Origin of the sequence: Mycobacterium sp. 852002-51613_SCH5001154 (assembly GCF_001667425.1) — a bacterium.
Classification (GTDB): domain Bacteria; phylum Actinomycetota; class Actinomycetes; order Mycobacteriales; family Mycobacteriaceae; genus Mycobacterium.
In genome coordinates, this window is the sequence record NZ_LZII01000065.1 from 32,317 (window position 1) to 48,009 (window position 15,693).

Here is a 15,693-nt window from a genome sequence, read left to right on the forward strand (position 1 = left end):
CGTCACCCCAGCATCCTGGCCGCAATTTGTTGTTGACGCAGCGCTATTCGCGCGCGCCATTCGTCGTCGGAGATCTTGTTGTGCTCGAAGTACGGCAACGTGGCCGGTACGGCGTCGAAGTCGACCAATTCCACGGTCGGGCCGTCGGCCTCGGTGAGCTGACGGGACACCCGCTGCCAACGGAACTGCAAAAAGCCCCGCCGATGGTTCAGCGTCTCCACCCAGTTGGTCACGCCCGGGTTCTGGTCGGACACGACGATGCGCACCTTTCCATCCGGATCCGCTTGCGCCTGAGTGTTGTTCAGCGACGTCTGATGGTTGATGTAGTCCAGCGAGATGTACCACAGGCTGCCCAGCTGGAAGCCGAGATAGGGCGCGTCGGAGACCGGGATGGTGATCACCAGGGCCTGATCGGGCCGCAGGTCGTAGTGGCCCACCGACGAATACTGCGTCGCCAAGCCGCCCGGCGTCAGCCGGGGCGCGACCATCGTGTTGACCGGAAGGTCGAGATAAAACCACTGCGGAAATTGCAGCCAGGTCTTCACCCGGTTGACGAGCTGCTTTCCGGCTGTGACATAACGCTTTTCGATGGTTTCGCGGGTCAGCGGCGGCGGGGCGGTGCCCGCGGTGTCCAGCCGGGAAATGGCCAGCGTCCCGCGCTGTGCCGACCAGTCGCCGTAGACCTCGCGGATGACCAGCTGCCCATTGCTGGTGGGCCGCACCCGCCACTCGAAGCTGCCGTCGGCCGCGATCTCGAGCTCGCGGTCGTCGAATGCAGCCTGGCTGGCCGGCACGTTGTCGTCGGTGTATTCACCACCGAGCAGCTGGAAGCTCAGGTCAGTCGTAGTGCCGCGCCGGCCCGTGACGACGTAGTCATGATTGGCGCGCACCCGGGTCCCGAAGTAGAGGGTGTCGGGATTGTCCAGACCCATCTTGGTGAACGGGCCGGTGCCCGACTGCAGGAACGGGTGGTCCCGGTCGTAGTCGAAGGCCAGGTGTACGCAGGCCGAGACGCAGCCCGACAGGTACTGCAGCCCTTCGAGCAGGTCTGCCTCGGTCTCGATGAAGGGCGCATCGACGACCAGTTTCTCGGCTTCGGCGATCGCGGCGGTGAGCGGGCGTGAAAAAGAATCTTCGGACACGCCTAGACGCTAGAACGTGTTCTACTTTTTCGTCAATGGCGAACGTTCCCGCGCGTCGGCCGCACGTTCAAAGACGAGGCCGACTCGCTAGGGTGCGCACTGCTGCGACAGGTCGATCAGATGCTGCCGCACGTCGGGATGCCGATTCAGGTAGTCCATGACGTTGCCGTTGCCGCCCTCCGCCTCAGACTTGGCCTGCAACTGCTGATGGAGCTGGGGATGCTGCTTCAGGTACGAGTCGATGGAATTACCGACGGTCTGATTGCACTGGGGAGCCGCGTTGACTGTGCCCGCCAGTGGCACGGCGATCACCGCGGCGGCGGTAGCGGTCATCAGCCCCCCGGCGAGCAGGCCGTACAGCCCACGGCGGCGAGCGCCGACTGTGTTGGATGTGCTCATGCGCGCCAGCGTACTCGCGGCAGCTTTGCGTAGCCTGTGCGTTGCCGTCGCTCAGGGAGAAACTGTCAGCGCGAGGTCGCGGCACCGCTCTCTTGTTCGCGCTTGATTTCCAGCGCGATGTCGATGAGTTGGTCTTCCTGGCCGCCAATGAGCTTGCGCTGGCCCGCACGGTGCAGCAGCTGGTGGGCGGGCACGCCATAGCGCTCGGACTGGCGGATGGCGTGCTTGAGGAAGCTCGAGTACACCCCGGAGTAGCCCATGATCAGCGCGTTGCGGTCCAGCAGGCACTCGGCGGGCATGGCCGGGGCGACCACCTCTTCGGCGGCGTCGGCGATGTCGAAGAAGTCGATCCCGGTCTTGACGCCGATCTTGTCGAACACCCCAATGAGCGCCTCGACGGGCGCGTTGCCCGCGCCGGCGCCGAACCGGCGGCACGAGCCGTCGATCTGCTTGGCGCCGGCCCGCACGGCCTCCACCGAGTTCGCCACGCCGAGCCCGAGGTTCTCGTGGCCGTGGAAGCCGACCTGGGCGTCGTCACCGAGTTCGGCGACCAGCGCCGCGACGCGGTCGCGCACCCCCTCGAGAACCAGCGCCCCGGCCGAGTCGACCACGTAGACGCACTGGCAGCCGGCGTCGGCCATGATGCGGGCCTGGGCGGCCAGCTTCTCCGGCGGAATCGTGTGCGACATCATCAGGAACCCGACGGTTTCCAGCCCCAGCTCGCGGGCCAGGCCGAAGTGCTGAATCGACACGTCGGCCTCGGTGCAGTGGGTGGCGATCCGGCAGATCGAGCCGCCGTTGTTCTGGGCTTCCTTGATGTCCTCCTTGGTGCCCACGCCGGGCAGCATCAAAAAGGCGATCTTGGCTTCCTTGGCCGTTTCGGCAGCCAGCTTGATCAGCTCCTGCTCGGGCGTCTTGGAGAACCCGTAATTGAAGCTCGACCCGCCCAGCCCGTCGCCGTGGGTGACCTCGATGACCGGCACACCCGCGGCGTCCAGGGCCGCCACGATGGCGCCCACCTCTTCTTTGGTGAACTGGTGGCGCTTGTGGTGGGAGCCGTCGCGCAGCGACGTGTCGGTCAACCGCACGTCCCAGATCGGGTTGAAGAAAATGTCGGTACTCATGCCTGCGCTCCCGGCGCCGTTGCGGATAGGGACTCCTTGGCGATCTCCTCGCCGACCTTGGTGGCCGCGGCGGTCATGATGTCCAGGTTGCCCGCATACGGGGGCAGGTAATCGCCGGCGCCCTCGACCTCGACGAACGTCGTGACGACCGCCTGGCCACCGGAGTTCATCGACGGCTCGTCGAACTGCGGCTCGTTGAGCAGCCGATACCCCGGCACGTAGGTCTGCACCTCGGCCACGACATCGTGGATGGATTTGGCGATCGCGTCCCGGTCGGCGTCTTCGGGGATGGCGCAGAAGATGGTGTCGCGCATGATCATCGGCGGGTCGGCGGGATTGAGGATGATGATCGCCTTGCCGCGCTTGGCTCCGCCGATCGTCTCCACACCCTTGCTGGTGGTCTTGGTGAACTCGTCGATGTTGGCCCGGGTGCCCGGCCCCGCGGAGACCGACGCCACCGACGCCACGATCTCGGCGTACGGCACGCCGCCGTGGTCGACCAACGCGCGACTGACCGCGTACACGATCGGAATGGTCGCCTGTCCCCCGCAGGTGATCATGTTGACGTTCGGAGCATCCAGATGTTGGCGGAGGTTGGCCGGCGGGATGACCGCGGGGCCCACCGCGGCCGGCGTCAGGTCGATCGCCCGGATTCCCGCGGCCTCATACTTCGGCGCCGCCTCCCGGTGCACGTAGGCGCTGGTCGCCTCGAACACCAGGTCGGGCTTCTCGGACTGGGCAAGCAGCCAGTCCACCCCTTCGTGCGTGGTCTCCAGGCCCAGCTTGCGGGCCCGCGCCAGGCCTTCGCTTTCCGGGTCGATGCCCACCATCCAGCGCGGCTCCAGCCAGTCCGACCGCAGCAGTTTGTAGAGCAGGTCGGTGCTGATGTTTCCCGACCCGACAATGGCCACATTCGCCTTAGTCGGCATGACGCTCCTTTGCGAAGCTCTCGATATTTAAGTCCGACGATTTAATTCGAGACTATTCGAACGACAACTGAACGGAACCCAGGCCCGTGAAGTCGGCCACAAACTGGTCGCCGGCGTGCGCGTCGATCGCTCGCGTGCACGATCCGGGAAGCACCAGGTCGCCTTTGCGCAGCCGCACGCCGAAGCCCTCCACCTTGCGGGCCAGCCAAGCCACCGCGGTGACCGGGTTGCCCAGCACCGCGTCGGTGCGGCCCTCCGCGACCACCTCGCCGTTGCAGCGCAACACGGCTTCGATGCCCTTCAAGTCGACGTCGCGCGGCGAGACGCGCGCCTTGCCGAGAACGAAGCCCGCGGACGAGGCGTTGTCGGCGATGGTGTCGCACAACTCGATCTTCCAGTCGGTGATCCTGGTATCGATCAACTCGATCGAGGGGACCAGCGCCTCGGTGGCCGCCAGCACGTCATCCTCGGTGCAGCTGGCTCCCGGCAGGTCGGCGTTCAGGATGAAACCGACCTCGACCTCGACCCTCGGCCACAGGTAGCGGTTCGCCTTGACCGGCGTGTCCTCGGACAATTCCATCTCGTCCAGCAAATGCCCGTAGTCCGGCTCGTCGACCCCCATCATCTGCTGGATCGCCTTCGACGACAGGCCCACCTTGTGGCCCAGCACCCGGGCTCCCTCGGCGACCCGCTGACGGATGTTGATCAGCTGGATTTCGTAGGCGTCGACGACGTCGATGTCGGGGTAGGCGGCAGTCAGCGGCGCGATCGGCTCGCGGCTCCGCTCAGCCTGCGCCAAGTCGGCAGCAAGCTCGTCTCGCATCGCAACACTGAGCATCTGCAGAAGTCCCCTCGTCCGTGTGACCGGCCCAGTAGCGCCCGGCCTGGGCAATTCTATAACGTGTTCTACATGACAGCACAGGAGCTCGACGTCGTCGTGGTCGGAAGCGGCGGAGCCGGCATGGTGGCTGCCCTTACCGCCGCTCACCGGGGCCTATCCACAGTAGTCATCGAGAAGGCTGCGCACTTTGGCGGCTCCACCGCCCGCTCTGGTGGTGGCGTGTGGATCCCCAACAACGAGGTGCTCAAGCGCGACGGCGTCCGCGACAATCCCGAGGCGGCCCGGACCTACCTGCACGGGATCGTCGGCAACGTCGTCGAGCCGGAGCGCATCGACACCTACCTCGACCGCGGACCCGAGATGCTGTCGTTCGTGCTGAAGCACACGCCGCTGAAGATGTGCTGGGTTCCGCGCTACTCCGACTATTACCCGGAGGCGCCGGGCGGTCGCGCGGAAGGCCGCTCGATCGAGCCGAAGCCGTTCGACGCCCGCAAGCTCGGACCCGACGAGGCCGGGCTGGAGCCGGCATACGGCAAGGTGCCGCTCAACGTGGTTGTGATGCAACAGGACTACGTGCGGCTGAACCAGCTCAAGCGACACCCCCGGGGCGTGTTGCGCAGCCTGAAGGTCGGCGCCCGCACCATGTGGGCGAAGGCGACCGGTAAGAACCTCGTCGGCATGGGCCGGGCGTTGATCGGCCCGCTGCGGATCGGGCTCCAGCGGGCGGGCGTCCCGGTGTTGCTCAACACCGCGCTGACCGACCTGTACGTCGAGGACGGCGTGGTGCGCGGGGTCTACGTCCGCGATAGTGGCGCATCCGAATCATCGGAGCCGCGCCTCATCCGGGCCCGACGTGCCGTGATCCTCGCCTCCGGCGGCTTCGAGCACAACGAACAGATGCGGGTGAAGTACCAGCGCGCACCGATCACCACGGAGTGGACCGTGGGCGCCAAGGCCAATACCGGCGACGGCATTGTGGCCGCCGAAAAGCTGGGTGCCGCACTGGAACTGATGGAAGACGCCTGGTGGGGCCCGACGGTCCCGCTGGTGGGCGCACCGTGGTTCGCGTTGTCGGAACGCAATTCGCCGGGATCGATCATCGTGAACATGTCGGGCAAGCGGTTCATGAACGAGTCGATGCCCTACGTCGAGGCCTGCCACCACATGTACGGTGGCGAATTCGGCCAGGGGTCGGGGCCGGGCGAGAACATTCCGGCGTGGCTGGTGTTCGACCAGCAATACCGCGACCGCTATATCTTCGCGGGATTGCAGCCGGGACAACGCATTCCCCGCAAGTGGCTGGAGTCCGGGGTCATCATCCAGGCGGACACGCTCGAGGAGCTCGCCCAAAAGGCAGGCCTTCCGGCGGCCGAGTTTCTGGCTACCGTGCAGCGATTCAACGGCTTCGCCCGGTCTGGTGTCGACGAGGATTACCACCGCGGCGAGAGCGCGTACGACCGCTACTACGGCGACCCGACCAACAAGCCCAACCCCAACCTCGGCGAGCTCACCCACGCGCCGTACTACGCCGCCAAGATGGTGCCAGGAGATCTGGGCACGAAGGGCGGCGTCCGCACCGACGTCCACGGCCGTGCGCTGCGCGACGACGGTTCGATCATCGAAGGCCTGTACGCCGCCGGCAATGTCAGTGCCCCGGTGATGGGTCACACCTACCCGGGTCCGGGCGGCACGATTGGCCCGGCGATGACCTTCGGTTACTTGGCCGCACTGCACATCGCGGGGGAAAACTGATATGCCTATCGATGTAGACGTCGCGCTGGCCGCCGAGCTGGACCCCATCGAATTCGCTTGGACAAGCAGCGATGTGCAGCTCTACCACTTGGCGTTGGGGGCCGGTAAGGATCCGATGGACCCGCGCGAACTGCGCTATCTCGTTGACGACACACCGCAGGTCCTGCCGACGTTCGGCAACGTGGCGGCGTCCTTTCACATGACCAAGCCGCCGACCGTGCAATTCCCCGGCATCGACATCGAGCTGGGCAAGGTGCTGCACGCCAGCGAGCGGGTGGAGGTGCCCGGGCCGCTGCCGCCCTCGGGATCTGCTCGCGCCGTCACCCGGTTCACGGACATCTGGGACAAGGGCAAGGCCGCGGTGATCTGGAGTGAGACGACGGTCAGCGCGCCCGACGGCACGCTGCTGTGGACCCAGCGGCGGTCCATTTTCGCCCGTGGCGAAGGCGGATTCGGCGGCGAGCGCGGGCCGTCCACCTCGGACGCGGCGCCGGACCGGGCGCCCGATGTCGAGGTGGCGGTGCCGATCCTGCCGCAGCAAGCGCTGCTGTACCGGCTCTGCGGGGACCGTAACCCGCTGCACTCCGACCCGGAATTCGCTGCGGCAGCTGGCTTTTCGCAGCCGATCCTGCACGGCCTGTGCACGTACGGCATGACGTGCAAGGCCATCGTCGACACGCTGCTGGACGGCGACGCCGGCGCTGTGGCCGCCTACGGCGCACGCTTCGCCGGTGTGGCGTTCCCCGGCGAGACGCTCAATGTCGGCATCTGGAAGGAGGACGGGCGGCTGCTGGCCAGCGTCGTCGCCCCTGCCCGCGACAACGCCGTGGTTTTGAGCGGCGTAGAGCTGGTGCCGGCGTAAGTTTCTTTTCCACCGAACGTGAAGTTAGTTGCACGTTCGGCTTCGAGCGTGAAACTACGTTCACACTCGACGGGCACGAGCCGCGCGCACTCGGCGGATAATTTCGGCTGGCCGGTCCCCTGCCAGCACCCGGATGACGATCCACCCAAGCCGCTCGAGCGTTTCCAGTCGCCGGACGTCCCAGGTGTATTGCCGACGATCGCTGCGGTGTTGCTCACCGTCATACTCGACCGCAACTTTTATTTCCTCCCAGCCCATGTCGAGATAAGCCACCAGGTCCCCGAAGTCATCTGTGACCGGGATCTGCGTCACAGGTGGCGGTAATCCGGCCTGGACTAGCACAACGCGCAGCCAAGACTCCTTCGGAGACTGCGCCCCACTGTCGAAGAGAGCTATTGCCTCCCTTGCCTGTACGATGCCTCGACGGCCCGAGTACCGGTCCGCGAGCAGCTCGACATCGGCCGTTTTGATTCGCGTTGCGCGAGCCAACGCGTCGATGCCGGCAACCGCCGCCGTGGTCGAATACCAACAACCGAGGTCCAGAGCCGTCCTGGCCGCCGAAGTCACCGCGATCCCCCCTAAGACGACAATTTCGTCTTCGTCGATACGGTCTCCATGAGCTCTGATCCCAGCCTGACGGTGGCGGTTGTCGTGAATGAGGTCCACGACCGTCGCCCCATCGACCCATTTGCTCCCGTGCAGTGCCGCCGCGGAGAACCCGGCGACCACGCCCTGTCGCCCAGTCCACAACCATCCGGCCCTCGCGCGTAGCGCGGCGGTAACGTCTGAATCCCGACTGACGTACACATCTCGGAAGAGCCGGGTATAGCCAGTGCTTAGCTGACCTCGGGTCAATGCTCCTCGAGCAACGGCCTCACTGCCAAGGAAAGGCTCACCCACGACGGCAGCGTCGCACGAGTCACGCGGGGCGTCACTTCAGTCGTCGAGCGTGAAGTTAGTTTCACACTCGGCCGCGAGCGTGAAGCCAACTTCACACTCGGCGGGAAGGAAACGAAGGGCGAAGCCCTAGCCCAGGATCAGGCCCGACGTGGGGACGCCGGTTCCCGCGGTGACGAGGACGTGTTCGACGTCGGGTACCGGGTTCACCGAGGTGCCGCGCAATTGCCGCACACCCTCGGCGATACCGTTCATGCCGTGGATGTAGGCCTCACCGAGCTGACCGCCATGCGTGTTGATGGGAAGCCGGCCACCAATTTCAATCGCGCCGTCGGCGATGAAGTCCTTGGCCTCGCCCTTGCCGCAGAATCCCAACTCTTCCAACTGGATCAGCGTGAAGGGCGTGAAGTGGTCGTACAAGATGGCGGTCTGAATGTCGGACGGCTTCAGGCCGGATTGCTGCCAAAGCTGCTGGCCCACCACACCCATCTCGGGTAGGCCCAGTTCCGGTCGGTAGTAGCTGACCATCGTGTACTGGTCCGGACTCGAGCCCTGCGATGCCGCCTCGATGACGGCCGGCCGCTGCTTGAGGTCCCGCGCGCGCTCGGGCGAAGCCACCACGATCGCGACCGCGCCGTCGGTCTCCTGGCAGCAGTCCAGCAGCCGCAGCGGCTCGGCGATCCACCGCGAATTCTGGTGGTCCTCAATGGTGATCGGCTTTTCGTAGAAGTACGCCTTTGGATTCTTGGCGGCGTGCTTACGGTCGGCCACCGAGATGGCGCCGAAGTCGCGGCTGTTCGCGCCGGACAGGTGCATGTAGCGCTGGGCGATCATGGCGACCTGCGCGGCCGGCGTCGAGAGGCCATGCGGGTAGGAGAACGAGTTGTCCGCAGCGGTCGAATCTGCCTGTGCACGGGCATCTCCCACGAGCCGAGTCTGCACCTGGCCGAACCGCATGCCCGAGCGCTCGTTGAACGCCCGATACGCCACCACGACTTCCGCCACTCCGGTGGCGACGGCCATCGCCGCCTGCTGGACGGTCGCGCAGGCGGCGCCGCCGCCATATCCGATCTGCGAGAAGAACTTCAGATCACCGATGCCCACCGCCCGCGCGACCGCAGTCTCGTTGTTGGTGTCCATCGTGAAGGTGGTCAGCCCATCAACATCGGACGGCGAAAGACCCGCGTCGCCTAACGCATCCAGCACCGCCTCGGCCGCCAACCGCAGCTCGCTGCGACCGGAATCCTTCGAGAAGTCGGTGGCGCCGATGCCGACGATCGCGGCTTTGCCCGACAACATCAGGAGTCCCCCATCCGCAGGGTCACGGTCGCGATGACGTGGTCACCAAGGCTGTTGCGCCCGAACACCTTAACCGTGATCAGGCCGTCGTCCACGGCGGTCACCTCACCGGAGAAGGTCACCGTGTCGTAGGCGTACCACGGCACCCCGAGCCGCAGCCCGATGGACTTGATCAGCGCCGACGGACCCGCCCAGTCGGTGACGTAGCGCTGCACCAGCCCGGTGTCGGTCAGGATGTTCACGAAGATGTCCTTCGACCCCTTGGCCTGCGCCAGATCGCGGTCGTGGTGTACGTCCTGAAAGTCCCGCGTGGCCAGGGCCGTCGAGATGATGAACGTGGGATCACCGTGCAGCTTCAGCTCCGGCAGTACGGTGCCCACTTCGATGGTCGGGGCGCTCATGCGTCTGGCTCCCATGCGTACAGGGTCCACTCGGGGCCGGTGTCGCCCGCCGGAAAGTCGATATAGGTTGCGCGCACGGGCATCCCGATCGCCATCGAGCCCGGGTCCGCCCCGCGCAGCTCGCCGAGCATCCGCACGCCCTCCTCGAGTTCGACCAGCGCGATCACGAAAGGCAGCGTGCGCCCGGGCACCTTCGGTGCGTGGTGCACAACGAAACTGAAGACCGTGCCCTTACCGCTGGCCACCACGTAGTCGATCGGGGCGGCCTTGTCCTGCCACACGGCGGGCACCGGCGGATGCTGCAGGCTGCCGTCCGGCCGCCGCTGGATCCGCAGCTCGTGCGCCTTGACGCCCTCCCAGAAGAACGCCGTGTCGCGCGACGACGAGGGGCGCATCATGGCATCGGGGTCGAGGTCGTCGGGCACCGACGAAGCCTGCTCAGCGGCCTCGCGCGGCCTGAATTTCAGGATGCGCCAGTTCATCTCGGCGACATCCTCGTCCCCGACCCGCCAGATGATGTGCTGGTTGATGAAATAACCCTCACCCAAACCGGTCTGCTTGGGCCCGACTACGTCGCCCATCTCCGAGGTGATGCTGACGTGCTCGCCGGGTTGCAGGTAACGGTGATAGGTCTGCTCGCAGTTCGTGGCGACGACGCCGATGTAGCCGGCTTCGTCGAACAACTGCATGATGGGGCCCATCGGGTCGTCCTTCGGCCGTTCCCCGCTCAGGCCGAACATGGTCCACACCTGAATCATGGCCGGCGGGGCCACAATTCCCGGGTGTCCGGCGGCGCGGGCGGCGGCCTCGTCGACGTAGATCGGGTTGCCGTCCCCGATGGCCTCCACCCAGTTGTTGATCATCGGCTGGTTCACCGGATCGCGGCCGGCGCGCGGCTTCGGGCCCCCGGTCGCCTTGATCTCCGCGATCGCTTCCTGGATGTCGGTCACCTGGGCACCCTCGGCACCTTGAGGCCGGCGGCCGCGATCATTTCCCGCATCACTTCGTTCACGCCTCCACCGAAGGTGATCACCAGGTTCCGCTTGGTCTGCGAGTCCAGCCAGTTGAGCAGCTCGGCGGTCTCCGGCTCGGCCGGGTTGCCGTACTTGCCGACGATCTCCTCGGCGAGCCGGCCGATGTATTGAATACGCTCCGTACCAAAGACTTTCGTCGAGGCGGCGTCGGCTACGTTGATGTCCTCGCCCGCGGCGGCCACCTGCCAGTTCAGCAGCTCGTTGATTCGCCACATCGCGTGGATCTCACCGAGCGCCCGCTTGACGTCGGCGTGGTCGATCGGCGTGACCCCGTCAGCGCCGGGCTTGGACGCCCAGGCGTGCACCCGGTCGTAGATGCCGGCCGTACGGCCCGCGGGGCCCAGCATGACCCGTTCGTTGTTGAGCTGGGTGGTGATCAGCCGCCAGCCGCCGTTCTCCTCGCCGACCAGCATGTCCGCGGGCACGCGCACGTCGTTGTAGTACGTGGCGTTGGTGTGGTGGGCGCCGTCGGACAGGATGATCGGCGTCCAGGAATAACCGGGATCCTTGGTGTCCACGATCAGGATCGAAATGCCTTTGTGCTTCACGGCTTCCGGATCTGTGCGGCACGCCAGCCAGATGTAGTCCGCGTCGTGGGCGCCGGTGGTGAAGATCTTCTGCCCGTTGACGATGTACTCGTCACCCTGACGCACGGCGGTGGTCCGCAGGGAGGCCAGGTCGGTTCCCGCCTCGGGCTCGGTGTAGCCGATCGCGAAGTGCACCTCACCGGCCAGGATCGCCGGCAGGAACTTCTTCTTCTGCGCATCGCTACCGAACTGCTGTAGGACGGGACCCACCGTCTGCAACGTCACCGCGGGCAGCGGCACATCGGCTCGGTGCGCCTCGTTGACGAAGATCGACTGTTCGATCGGGCCGAAACCCAAGCCGCCGAACTCCTTTGGCCATCCCACCCCAAGCTTGCCGTCCCGGCCCATCCGCCGGATCACCGCACGATAGGCCTCGTTGTGACGGTCCTGCTCCATCGCCTTCATCTCGTCGGAGGAGATGAGGTTCGAAAAGTATTCCCGTAGTTCCGCTTGCAGCTGACGCTGCTCCGGAGTCAGGTCTATGAACATTGCGCTCCCACCAGGTCGAGACGATGAGAAGGCCCGCCCAGCAGCCGGGTCAGGTCTTTGATTGTGGAGTAGTACCGATGCATCGGATAGGTGATGTCCATTCCCATGCCGCCGTGCAGGTGGTGGCAGAGCTGCATCACCGGGGGCGCCTGCGAGGTGACCCAGTACCCCAGGACATCGAGGTCGTCGTCCGCATCCCGTCCTTCGGAGAGTCGCCACACGACCGACTTCGCCGCTAAATCGATTGTGCGCGAGGCGATGTAGACCTCGGCGAGCTGGGCGGCCACCGTCTGGAACGTCGACAGCGGCTTGCCGAACTGCTTGCGATTGGCGACGTAGTCGGCGGTGAGGCGCAGCGCCCCGGCCACCAATCCGTCGGCGTAGGCGCCGATTGCCGCCAGCGCCAACTGGTTGACCCGGGGCGCCGTCGCGCCCGCCAGCACGTCGGAGTCACCGACCGCGACGTCAGCGAACGTCACCGTGTACTCATCGGCGTCGCTGGATGTCGGGGTCTGGATAAGCTGCACACCGTCGGCCGTCGGCGATACGACGACGACCGCGCTGTCCGCGGTGACGATCATCCAATCCGCTTGTCCGGCATAGCCAACGCCGACCTTGGTGCCCGACAGCCGCCCGTTGGCGAACGTGGTTGACGGCCGGTCGGGCAGCGCGGTGCCCGGCTCGTTGAGCGCGGCCGTCAGAAGGCCGCCCTTCGGGACCCCGGCCAGGAACCGGTCCTGCTGTTCATCGGACGCCAGGTCGAGCAGCGGCACCACGCCGAAACCGAGCGTGACCAGCGCCGGCGTGATAGCGCCGTGGCGACCCACCTCGGTCAGCACCGTGGCGACCTCGGGCAAGCCGACACCGTCGCCGCCCAGACGCTCGGGAACCGGCAGTGCGGGCACACCTCCGCTGACCAGCGCGTCCCAGCTGAGATCCCGGTCCAGAACGGACGTCACCACATCGGCGACGGCCTGTTGCGTCGCAGTGAGATTGAAGTCCATCAGGACGTCACCGTGTGGAGCCGGTGTAGTCGACCTGCCAGTGCTTGATCCCGTTGAGCCAACCCGACCGCAGTCGCTCGGGCTCACCGATCGGCTTGAGGTCCGGCATGTGATCGGCGACCGCGTTGAAGATCAGGTTGATGGTCATGCGGGCCAAGTTCGCGCCGATGCAGTAGTGGGCGCCGGTGCCGCCGAAGCCGACATGGGGATTCGGGTCGCGCAGGATGTTGAAGGTGTGCGGGTCGTCAAAGACCTCTTCATCGAAATTGGCCGACCGGTAAGACATCACCACCCGCTGACCCTTCTTGATCTGCACGCCGGCCAACTCGGTGTCCTCGTTGGCGGTGCGCTGGAAGGCCGATACCGGAGTGGCCCACCGGATGATCTCGTCGGCGGTGGTCGATGGGCGCTCCTTCTTGAAGAGCTCCCATTGATCGAGGTTGTTCGCCATGGCGATCATGCCGTGGGTGATCGAGTTCCGGGTGGTCTCGTTGCCCGCCACCGCGAGCATGACCACGAAGAAGCCGAACTCGTCGTCGGAGAGCTTCTCGCCGTCGATGTCGGCCTGGATGAGCGTGGTGACGATGTCGTCGGTGGGGTTCTTGCCCCGCTCCTCGGCCATGGCCATCGCGTACGTGATCAGCTCCATGGACGACTGCGCGGGATCGACGTGGGCGTACTCGGGGTCGGTGCCACCGGTCATCTCGTTGGACCAGCGGAAGAGCTTGTCGCGATCCTCCTGCGGAACGCCGAGTAGGCCCGCGATGGCTTGCAGCGGCAGCTCGCACGAGACCTGCTCGACGAAGTCGCCGCTACCCTCGGTCGCCGCGGTCTTGGCGATGTTCTGGGCGCGCTGGGCCAGCTCGGCTTCCAGCCGTCCGATGGCCCGCGGAGTGAAGCCGCGGGAGATGATCTTGCGCAGCCGGGTGTGGTGGGGTGCGTCCATGTTGAGCATGACGCTGCGCTGCAGCTCGACCTGCTCGCGCTTCATCTCCGGCGGCCACGTCGGGATAGCGCCGTTCATCCAGCTCGAGAAGATGTCGCTGCGCTTCGACACCTCCTTGACGTCGGCGTGCTTGGTGACGAGCCAGTATCCGTGGTCCTCGAAGCCACCCGAGCCGCCCGGAATGTCGACCCAGTGGATCGGCTCCGCCTTGCGCAGCCAGGCGAGTTCCTCAACGGGCAACCCTGCGAGGTTGACGTCAGGGTCGAGAAAGTCGAAGTCGGCGGGAATGTTGGGGGGTGCCATGATGTGTGCGCTCCTCAATTGCAACGTGTTCTAGTGCCAGTAAAACACGGCTCCTGCGCAGATAAAAGGCAGGTCACCATCCTCGCTTGTCAGACTAATGAAACGTGTTCTAGCCTGACGGAATGGGTAACCCGGTAATCGTCGAAGCCACCCGCAGCCCCATCGGCAAACGCAACGGATGGCTGTCGGGCCTGCACGCCACCGAGCTGCTTGGTGCGGTGCAGAAGGCACTGGTTGAAAAGGCCGGCATCGACGCCGGCGACGTCGAACAGGTCATCGGCGGCTGCGTGACGCAGTTCGGCGAGCAGTCGAACAACATCAGCCGGGTCAGCTGGCTCGTCGCCGGGCTGCCGGACCACGTTGGCGCCATGACCGTGGACTGCCAGTGCGGCAGCGGGCAGCAGGCCAACGGCCTGGTCGCGGGTCTGATCGCGGCTGGTGCCATCGACATCGGCATCGCCTGCGGCATCGAGGCGATGAGCCGCGTCGGGCTGGGCGCCAACGCCGGTCCCGACCGCAGCATCCTGCGGCCCGCGTCGTGGGACATCGACCTGCCCGACCAGTTCACCGCGGCCGAGCGGATTGCCAAGCGGCGTGGCATCACCCGAGAAGACATCGACAAATTCGGCTACCAGTCGCAGGCCAAGGCCAAGCAGGCGTGGGAGGAGGGCCGCTTCGACCGCGAGATCTCCCCGATCGAGGCGCCGGCGCTCGACGAGAACAAGCAACCGACGTCTGAGCGCGTCACCATCTCCCGCGACCAGGGCCTGCGCGACACCACCCTCTCGGGTCTGAGCTCGCTCAAGCCGGTCATCGAGGGTGGGATCCACACGGCGGGAACCTCGTCGCAGATTTCCGACGGGGCCGCGGCCGTGCTGTGGATGGACGAGGACAAGGCCAAGGCGCTCGGATTGCGGCCGCGGGCCCGCATCATCAGCCAGGCGCTGGTCGGCGCCGAGCCCTACTACCACCTGGACGGCCCGGTGCAGTCGACGGCCAAGGTGCTGGAGAAGGCCGGCATGAAGATGGGCGACATCGACATCACCGAAATCAACGAGGCATTCGCGTCGGTCGTGCTGTCCTGGGCCCGGGTGCACAATCCGGACATGGACAAGGTGAACGTCAACGGCGGTGCCATCGCGCTGGGCCACCCGGTGGGCAGCACCGGCAGCCGGCTGATCACCACCGCGCTGCACGAGCTGGAGCGCACCGACCAGAGCACCGCGCTGATCACCATGTGCGCGGGCGGTGCCCTGTCGACCGGCACCATTATCGAGCGCATCTAGCCCGTCTTGATCGTCTCGGAATCCAGCCGCATCGCCGCGGCGCAGTCCTACATCGACGCGCTCGTCAGCCATAACGGCGACTCCGTTCCGTTCGCCGCCGGCTGCACCCGCATCGAGCAGGGTGTCAAGAACGGATTCTCCGGAAACCACTTGCGCCGCAGCCTCAATCGCGGGGCTCAGTACCGATTGCTCAAGGAAACGACGCCGCCCGAGTACAAGATCGACGGCGACCGGGTGCACGCGGTCTACGCCGTGCTGACCAAGGCGGCGTTCGGCGCTCGGCGGCTGGCCGCACGGGTCGACGAGACGTTCGTGATTCCCGCCGAAACCCCGAGCGGCAGAGCCGAAATCCAGCACATCAGCGTCCGCTTTCATCCGTTCATCCAGCGCTAGGAATG

At 66.0% G+C, this 15,693-nt stretch carries 16 protein-coding genes; 4 read left to right on the top strand and 12 right to left on the bottom strand.

Annotation, left to right across the window (positions count from 1 at the left end; translation table 11 throughout):
• Positions 1 to 2: 2 nt before the first annotated feature.
• From A5750_RS17735 to A5750_RS17755, 5 genes are all read right to left on the bottom strand, one after another.
• The gene (locus A5750_RS17735) at positions 3 to 1,142 is read right to left on the bottom strand and encodes a hypothetical protein (protein ID WP_067264545.1); all 1,140 of its coding nucleotides are present in this window, start codon (positions 1,140 to 1,142) and stop codon (positions 3 to 5) included.
• 87 nt (positions 1,143 to 1,229) lie between these two features.
• Positions 1,230 to 1,541, bottom strand: coding sequence for a hypothetical protein (locus tag A5750_RS17740; protein WP_066955255.1), 312 nt, complete (start codon positions 1,539 to 1,541; stop codon positions 1,230 to 1,232).
• A 65-nt stretch (positions 1,542 to 1,606) separates the two neighbouring features.
• Positions 1,607 to 2,665, bottom strand: a complete 1,059-nt coding sequence (gene dmpG / locus A5750_RS17745) for a 4-hydroxy-2-oxovalerate aldolase (RefSeq protein WP_067264548.1) — start codon at positions 2,663 to 2,665, stop codon at positions 1,607 to 1,609.
• Positions 2,662 to 3,594: an acetaldehyde dehydrogenase (acetylating) gene (locus A5750_RS17750; RefSeq protein ID WP_067264551.1), complete on the bottom strand. Its 933-nt coding sequence runs from the start codon at positions 3,592 to 3,594 to the stop codon at positions 2,662 to 2,664. Before A5750_RS17750 ends, dmpG begins: the two co-directional genes overlap by 4 nt.
• A 52-nt stretch (positions 3,595 to 3,646) precedes the next feature.
• Entirely contained in the window at positions 3,647 to 4,432 is a 786-nt protein-coding gene (locus tag A5750_RS17755) for a 2-keto-4-pentenoate hydratase (protein WP_067264553.1), read from the bottom strand.
• A gap of 72 nt (positions 4,433 to 4,504) precedes the next feature.
• Between A5750_RS17755 and kstD the strand changes: the two genes are divergently transcribed.
• Together kstD and A5750_RS17765 are read left to right on the top strand one after the other, a co-directional pair.
• Positions 4,505 to 6,187 carry a 3-oxosteroid 1-dehydrogenase gene (gene kstD / locus A5750_RS17760; protein ID WP_066955970.1) on the top strand — a complete coding sequence of 561 codons (1,683 nt, stop codon included), beginning with the start codon at positions 4,505 to 4,507 and terminating at the stop codon, positions 6,185 to 6,187.
• Position 6,188: 1 nt separating this feature from the next.
• Positions 6,189 to 7,049 carry a MaoC/PaaZ C-terminal domain-containing protein gene (locus A5750_RS17765; RefSeq protein WP_067264556.1) on the top strand — a complete coding sequence of 287 codons (861 nt, stop codon included), beginning with the start codon at positions 6,189 to 6,191 and terminating at the stop codon, positions 7,047 to 7,049.
• Between the two features lie 60 nt (positions 7,050 to 7,109).
• On the opposite strand, the gene A5750_RS17770 is transcribed toward A5750_RS17765, so the two are convergent.
• The 7 genes from A5750_RS17770 to A5750_RS17800 form a co-directional block, all read right to left on the bottom strand.
• Positions 7,110 to 7,949: a DUF559 domain-containing protein gene (locus A5750_RS17770; RefSeq protein WP_066955271.1), complete on the bottom strand. Its 840-nt coding sequence runs from the start codon at positions 7,947 to 7,949 to the stop codon at positions 7,110 to 7,112.
• 126 nt (positions 7,950 to 8,075) lie between these two features.
• Complete coding sequence (locus A5750_RS17775) at positions 8,076 to 9,245, bottom strand: lipid-transfer protein (RefSeq protein ID WP_067264561.1); 1,170 nt, start codon at positions 9,243 to 9,245, stop codon at positions 8,076 to 8,078.
• Positions 9,245 to 9,646 (bottom strand): MaoC family dehydratase, encoded by a 402-nt coding sequence (locus A5750_RS17780; protein ID WP_067264566.1) that lies wholly within the window; start codon positions 9,644 to 9,646, stop codon positions 9,245 to 9,247. Before A5750_RS17780 ends, A5750_RS17775 begins: the two co-directional genes overlap by 1 nt.
• Positions 9,643 to 10,596: a bifunctional MaoC family dehydratase N-terminal/OB-fold nucleic acid binding domain-containing protein gene (locus A5750_RS17785; protein WP_067264569.1), complete on the bottom strand. Its 954-nt coding sequence runs from the start codon at positions 10,594 to 10,596 to the stop codon at positions 9,643 to 9,645. Before A5750_RS17785 ends, A5750_RS17780 begins: the two co-directional genes overlap by 4 nt.
• A complete protein-coding gene (gene fadE29 / locus A5750_RS17790) occupies positions 10,593 to 11,756 on the bottom strand; it encodes an acyl-CoA dehydrogenase FadE29 (RefSeq protein ID WP_066955282.1) in 1,164 nt (387 codons plus the stop codon). The genes A5750_RS17785 and fadE29 overlap by 4 nt, the downstream gene beginning before the upstream one ends.
• Complete coding sequence (locus A5750_RS17795) at positions 11,747 to 12,760, bottom strand: acyl-CoA dehydrogenase family protein (protein WP_066955285.1); 1,014 nt, start codon at positions 12,758 to 12,760, stop codon at positions 11,747 to 11,749. The genes fadE29 and A5750_RS17795 overlap by 10 nt, the downstream gene beginning before the upstream one ends.
• A gap of 7 nt (positions 12,761 to 12,767) precedes the next feature.
• On the bottom strand, positions 12,768 to 14,009 hold the full coding sequence (locus A5750_RS17800; RefSeq protein ID WP_067264571.1) for a cytochrome P450: 1,242 nt from the start codon (positions 14,007 to 14,009) through the stop codon (positions 12,768 to 12,770).
• Between the two features lie 122 nt (positions 14,010 to 14,131).
• Between A5750_RS17800 and A5750_RS17805 the strand changes: the two genes are divergently transcribed.
• The gene (locus A5750_RS17805; RefSeq protein WP_066955291.1) at positions 14,132 to 15,295 is read left to right on the top strand and encodes a steroid 3-ketoacyl-CoA thiolase; all 1,164 of its coding nucleotides are present in this window, start codon (positions 14,132 to 14,134) and stop codon (positions 15,293 to 15,295) included.
• A 6-nt stretch (positions 15,296 to 15,301) separates the two neighbouring features.
• Positions 15,302 to 15,688 (top strand): hypothetical protein, encoded by a 387-nt coding sequence (locus tag A5750_RS17810; RefSeq protein WP_066955294.1) that lies wholly within the window; start codon positions 15,302 to 15,304, stop codon positions 15,686 to 15,688.
• Positions 15,689 to 15,693 lie beyond the last annotated feature (5 nt).

Coding starts and splice junctions, on each gene's coding strand:
- A5750_RS17740 (WP_066955255.1), bottom strand. CDS start 1,541: ATGAGCACATCCAACACAGTCGGCGCTCGCCGCCGTGGGCTGTACGGC.
- dmpG (WP_067264548.1), bottom strand. CDS start 2,665: ATGAGTACCGACATTTTCTTCAACCCGATCTGGGACGTGCGGTTGACC.
- A5750_RS17750 (WP_067264551.1), bottom strand. CDS start 3,594: ATGCCGACTAAGGCGAATGTGGCCATTGTCGGGTCGGGAAACATCAGC.
- A5750_RS17755 (WP_067264553.1), bottom strand. CDS start 4,432: ATGCTCAGTGTTGCGATGCGAGACGAGCTTGCTGCCGACTTGGCGCAG.
- kstD (WP_066955970.1), top strand. CDS start 4,505: ATGACAGCACAGGAGCTCGACGTCGTCGTGGTCGGAAGCGGCGGAGCC.
- A5750_RS17765 (WP_067264556.1), top strand. CDS start 6,189: ATGCCTATCGATGTAGACGTCGCGCTGGCCGCCGAGCTGGACCCCATC.
- A5750_RS17775 (WP_067264561.1), bottom strand. CDS start 9,245: ATGTTGTCGGGCAAAGCCGCGATCGTCGGCATCGGCGCCACCGACTTC.
- A5750_RS17780 (WP_067264566.1), bottom strand. CDS start 9,646: ATGAGCGCCCCGACCATCGAAGTGGGCACCGTACTGCCGGAGCTGAAG.
- fadE29 (WP_066955282.1), bottom strand. CDS start 11,756: ATGTTCATAGACCTGACTCCGGAGCAGCGTCAGCTGCAAGCGGAACTA.
- A5750_RS17795 (WP_066955285.1), bottom strand. CDS start 12,760: ATGGACTTCAATCTCACTGCGACGCAACAGGCCGTCGCCGATGTGGTG.
- A5750_RS17800 (WP_067264571.1), bottom strand. CDS start 14,009: ATGGCACCCCCCAACATTCCCGCCGACTTCGACTTTCTCGACCCTGAC.
- A5750_RS17805 (WP_066955291.1), top strand. CDS start 14,132: ATGGGTAACCCGGTAATCGTCGAAGCCACCCGCAGCCCCATCGGCAAA.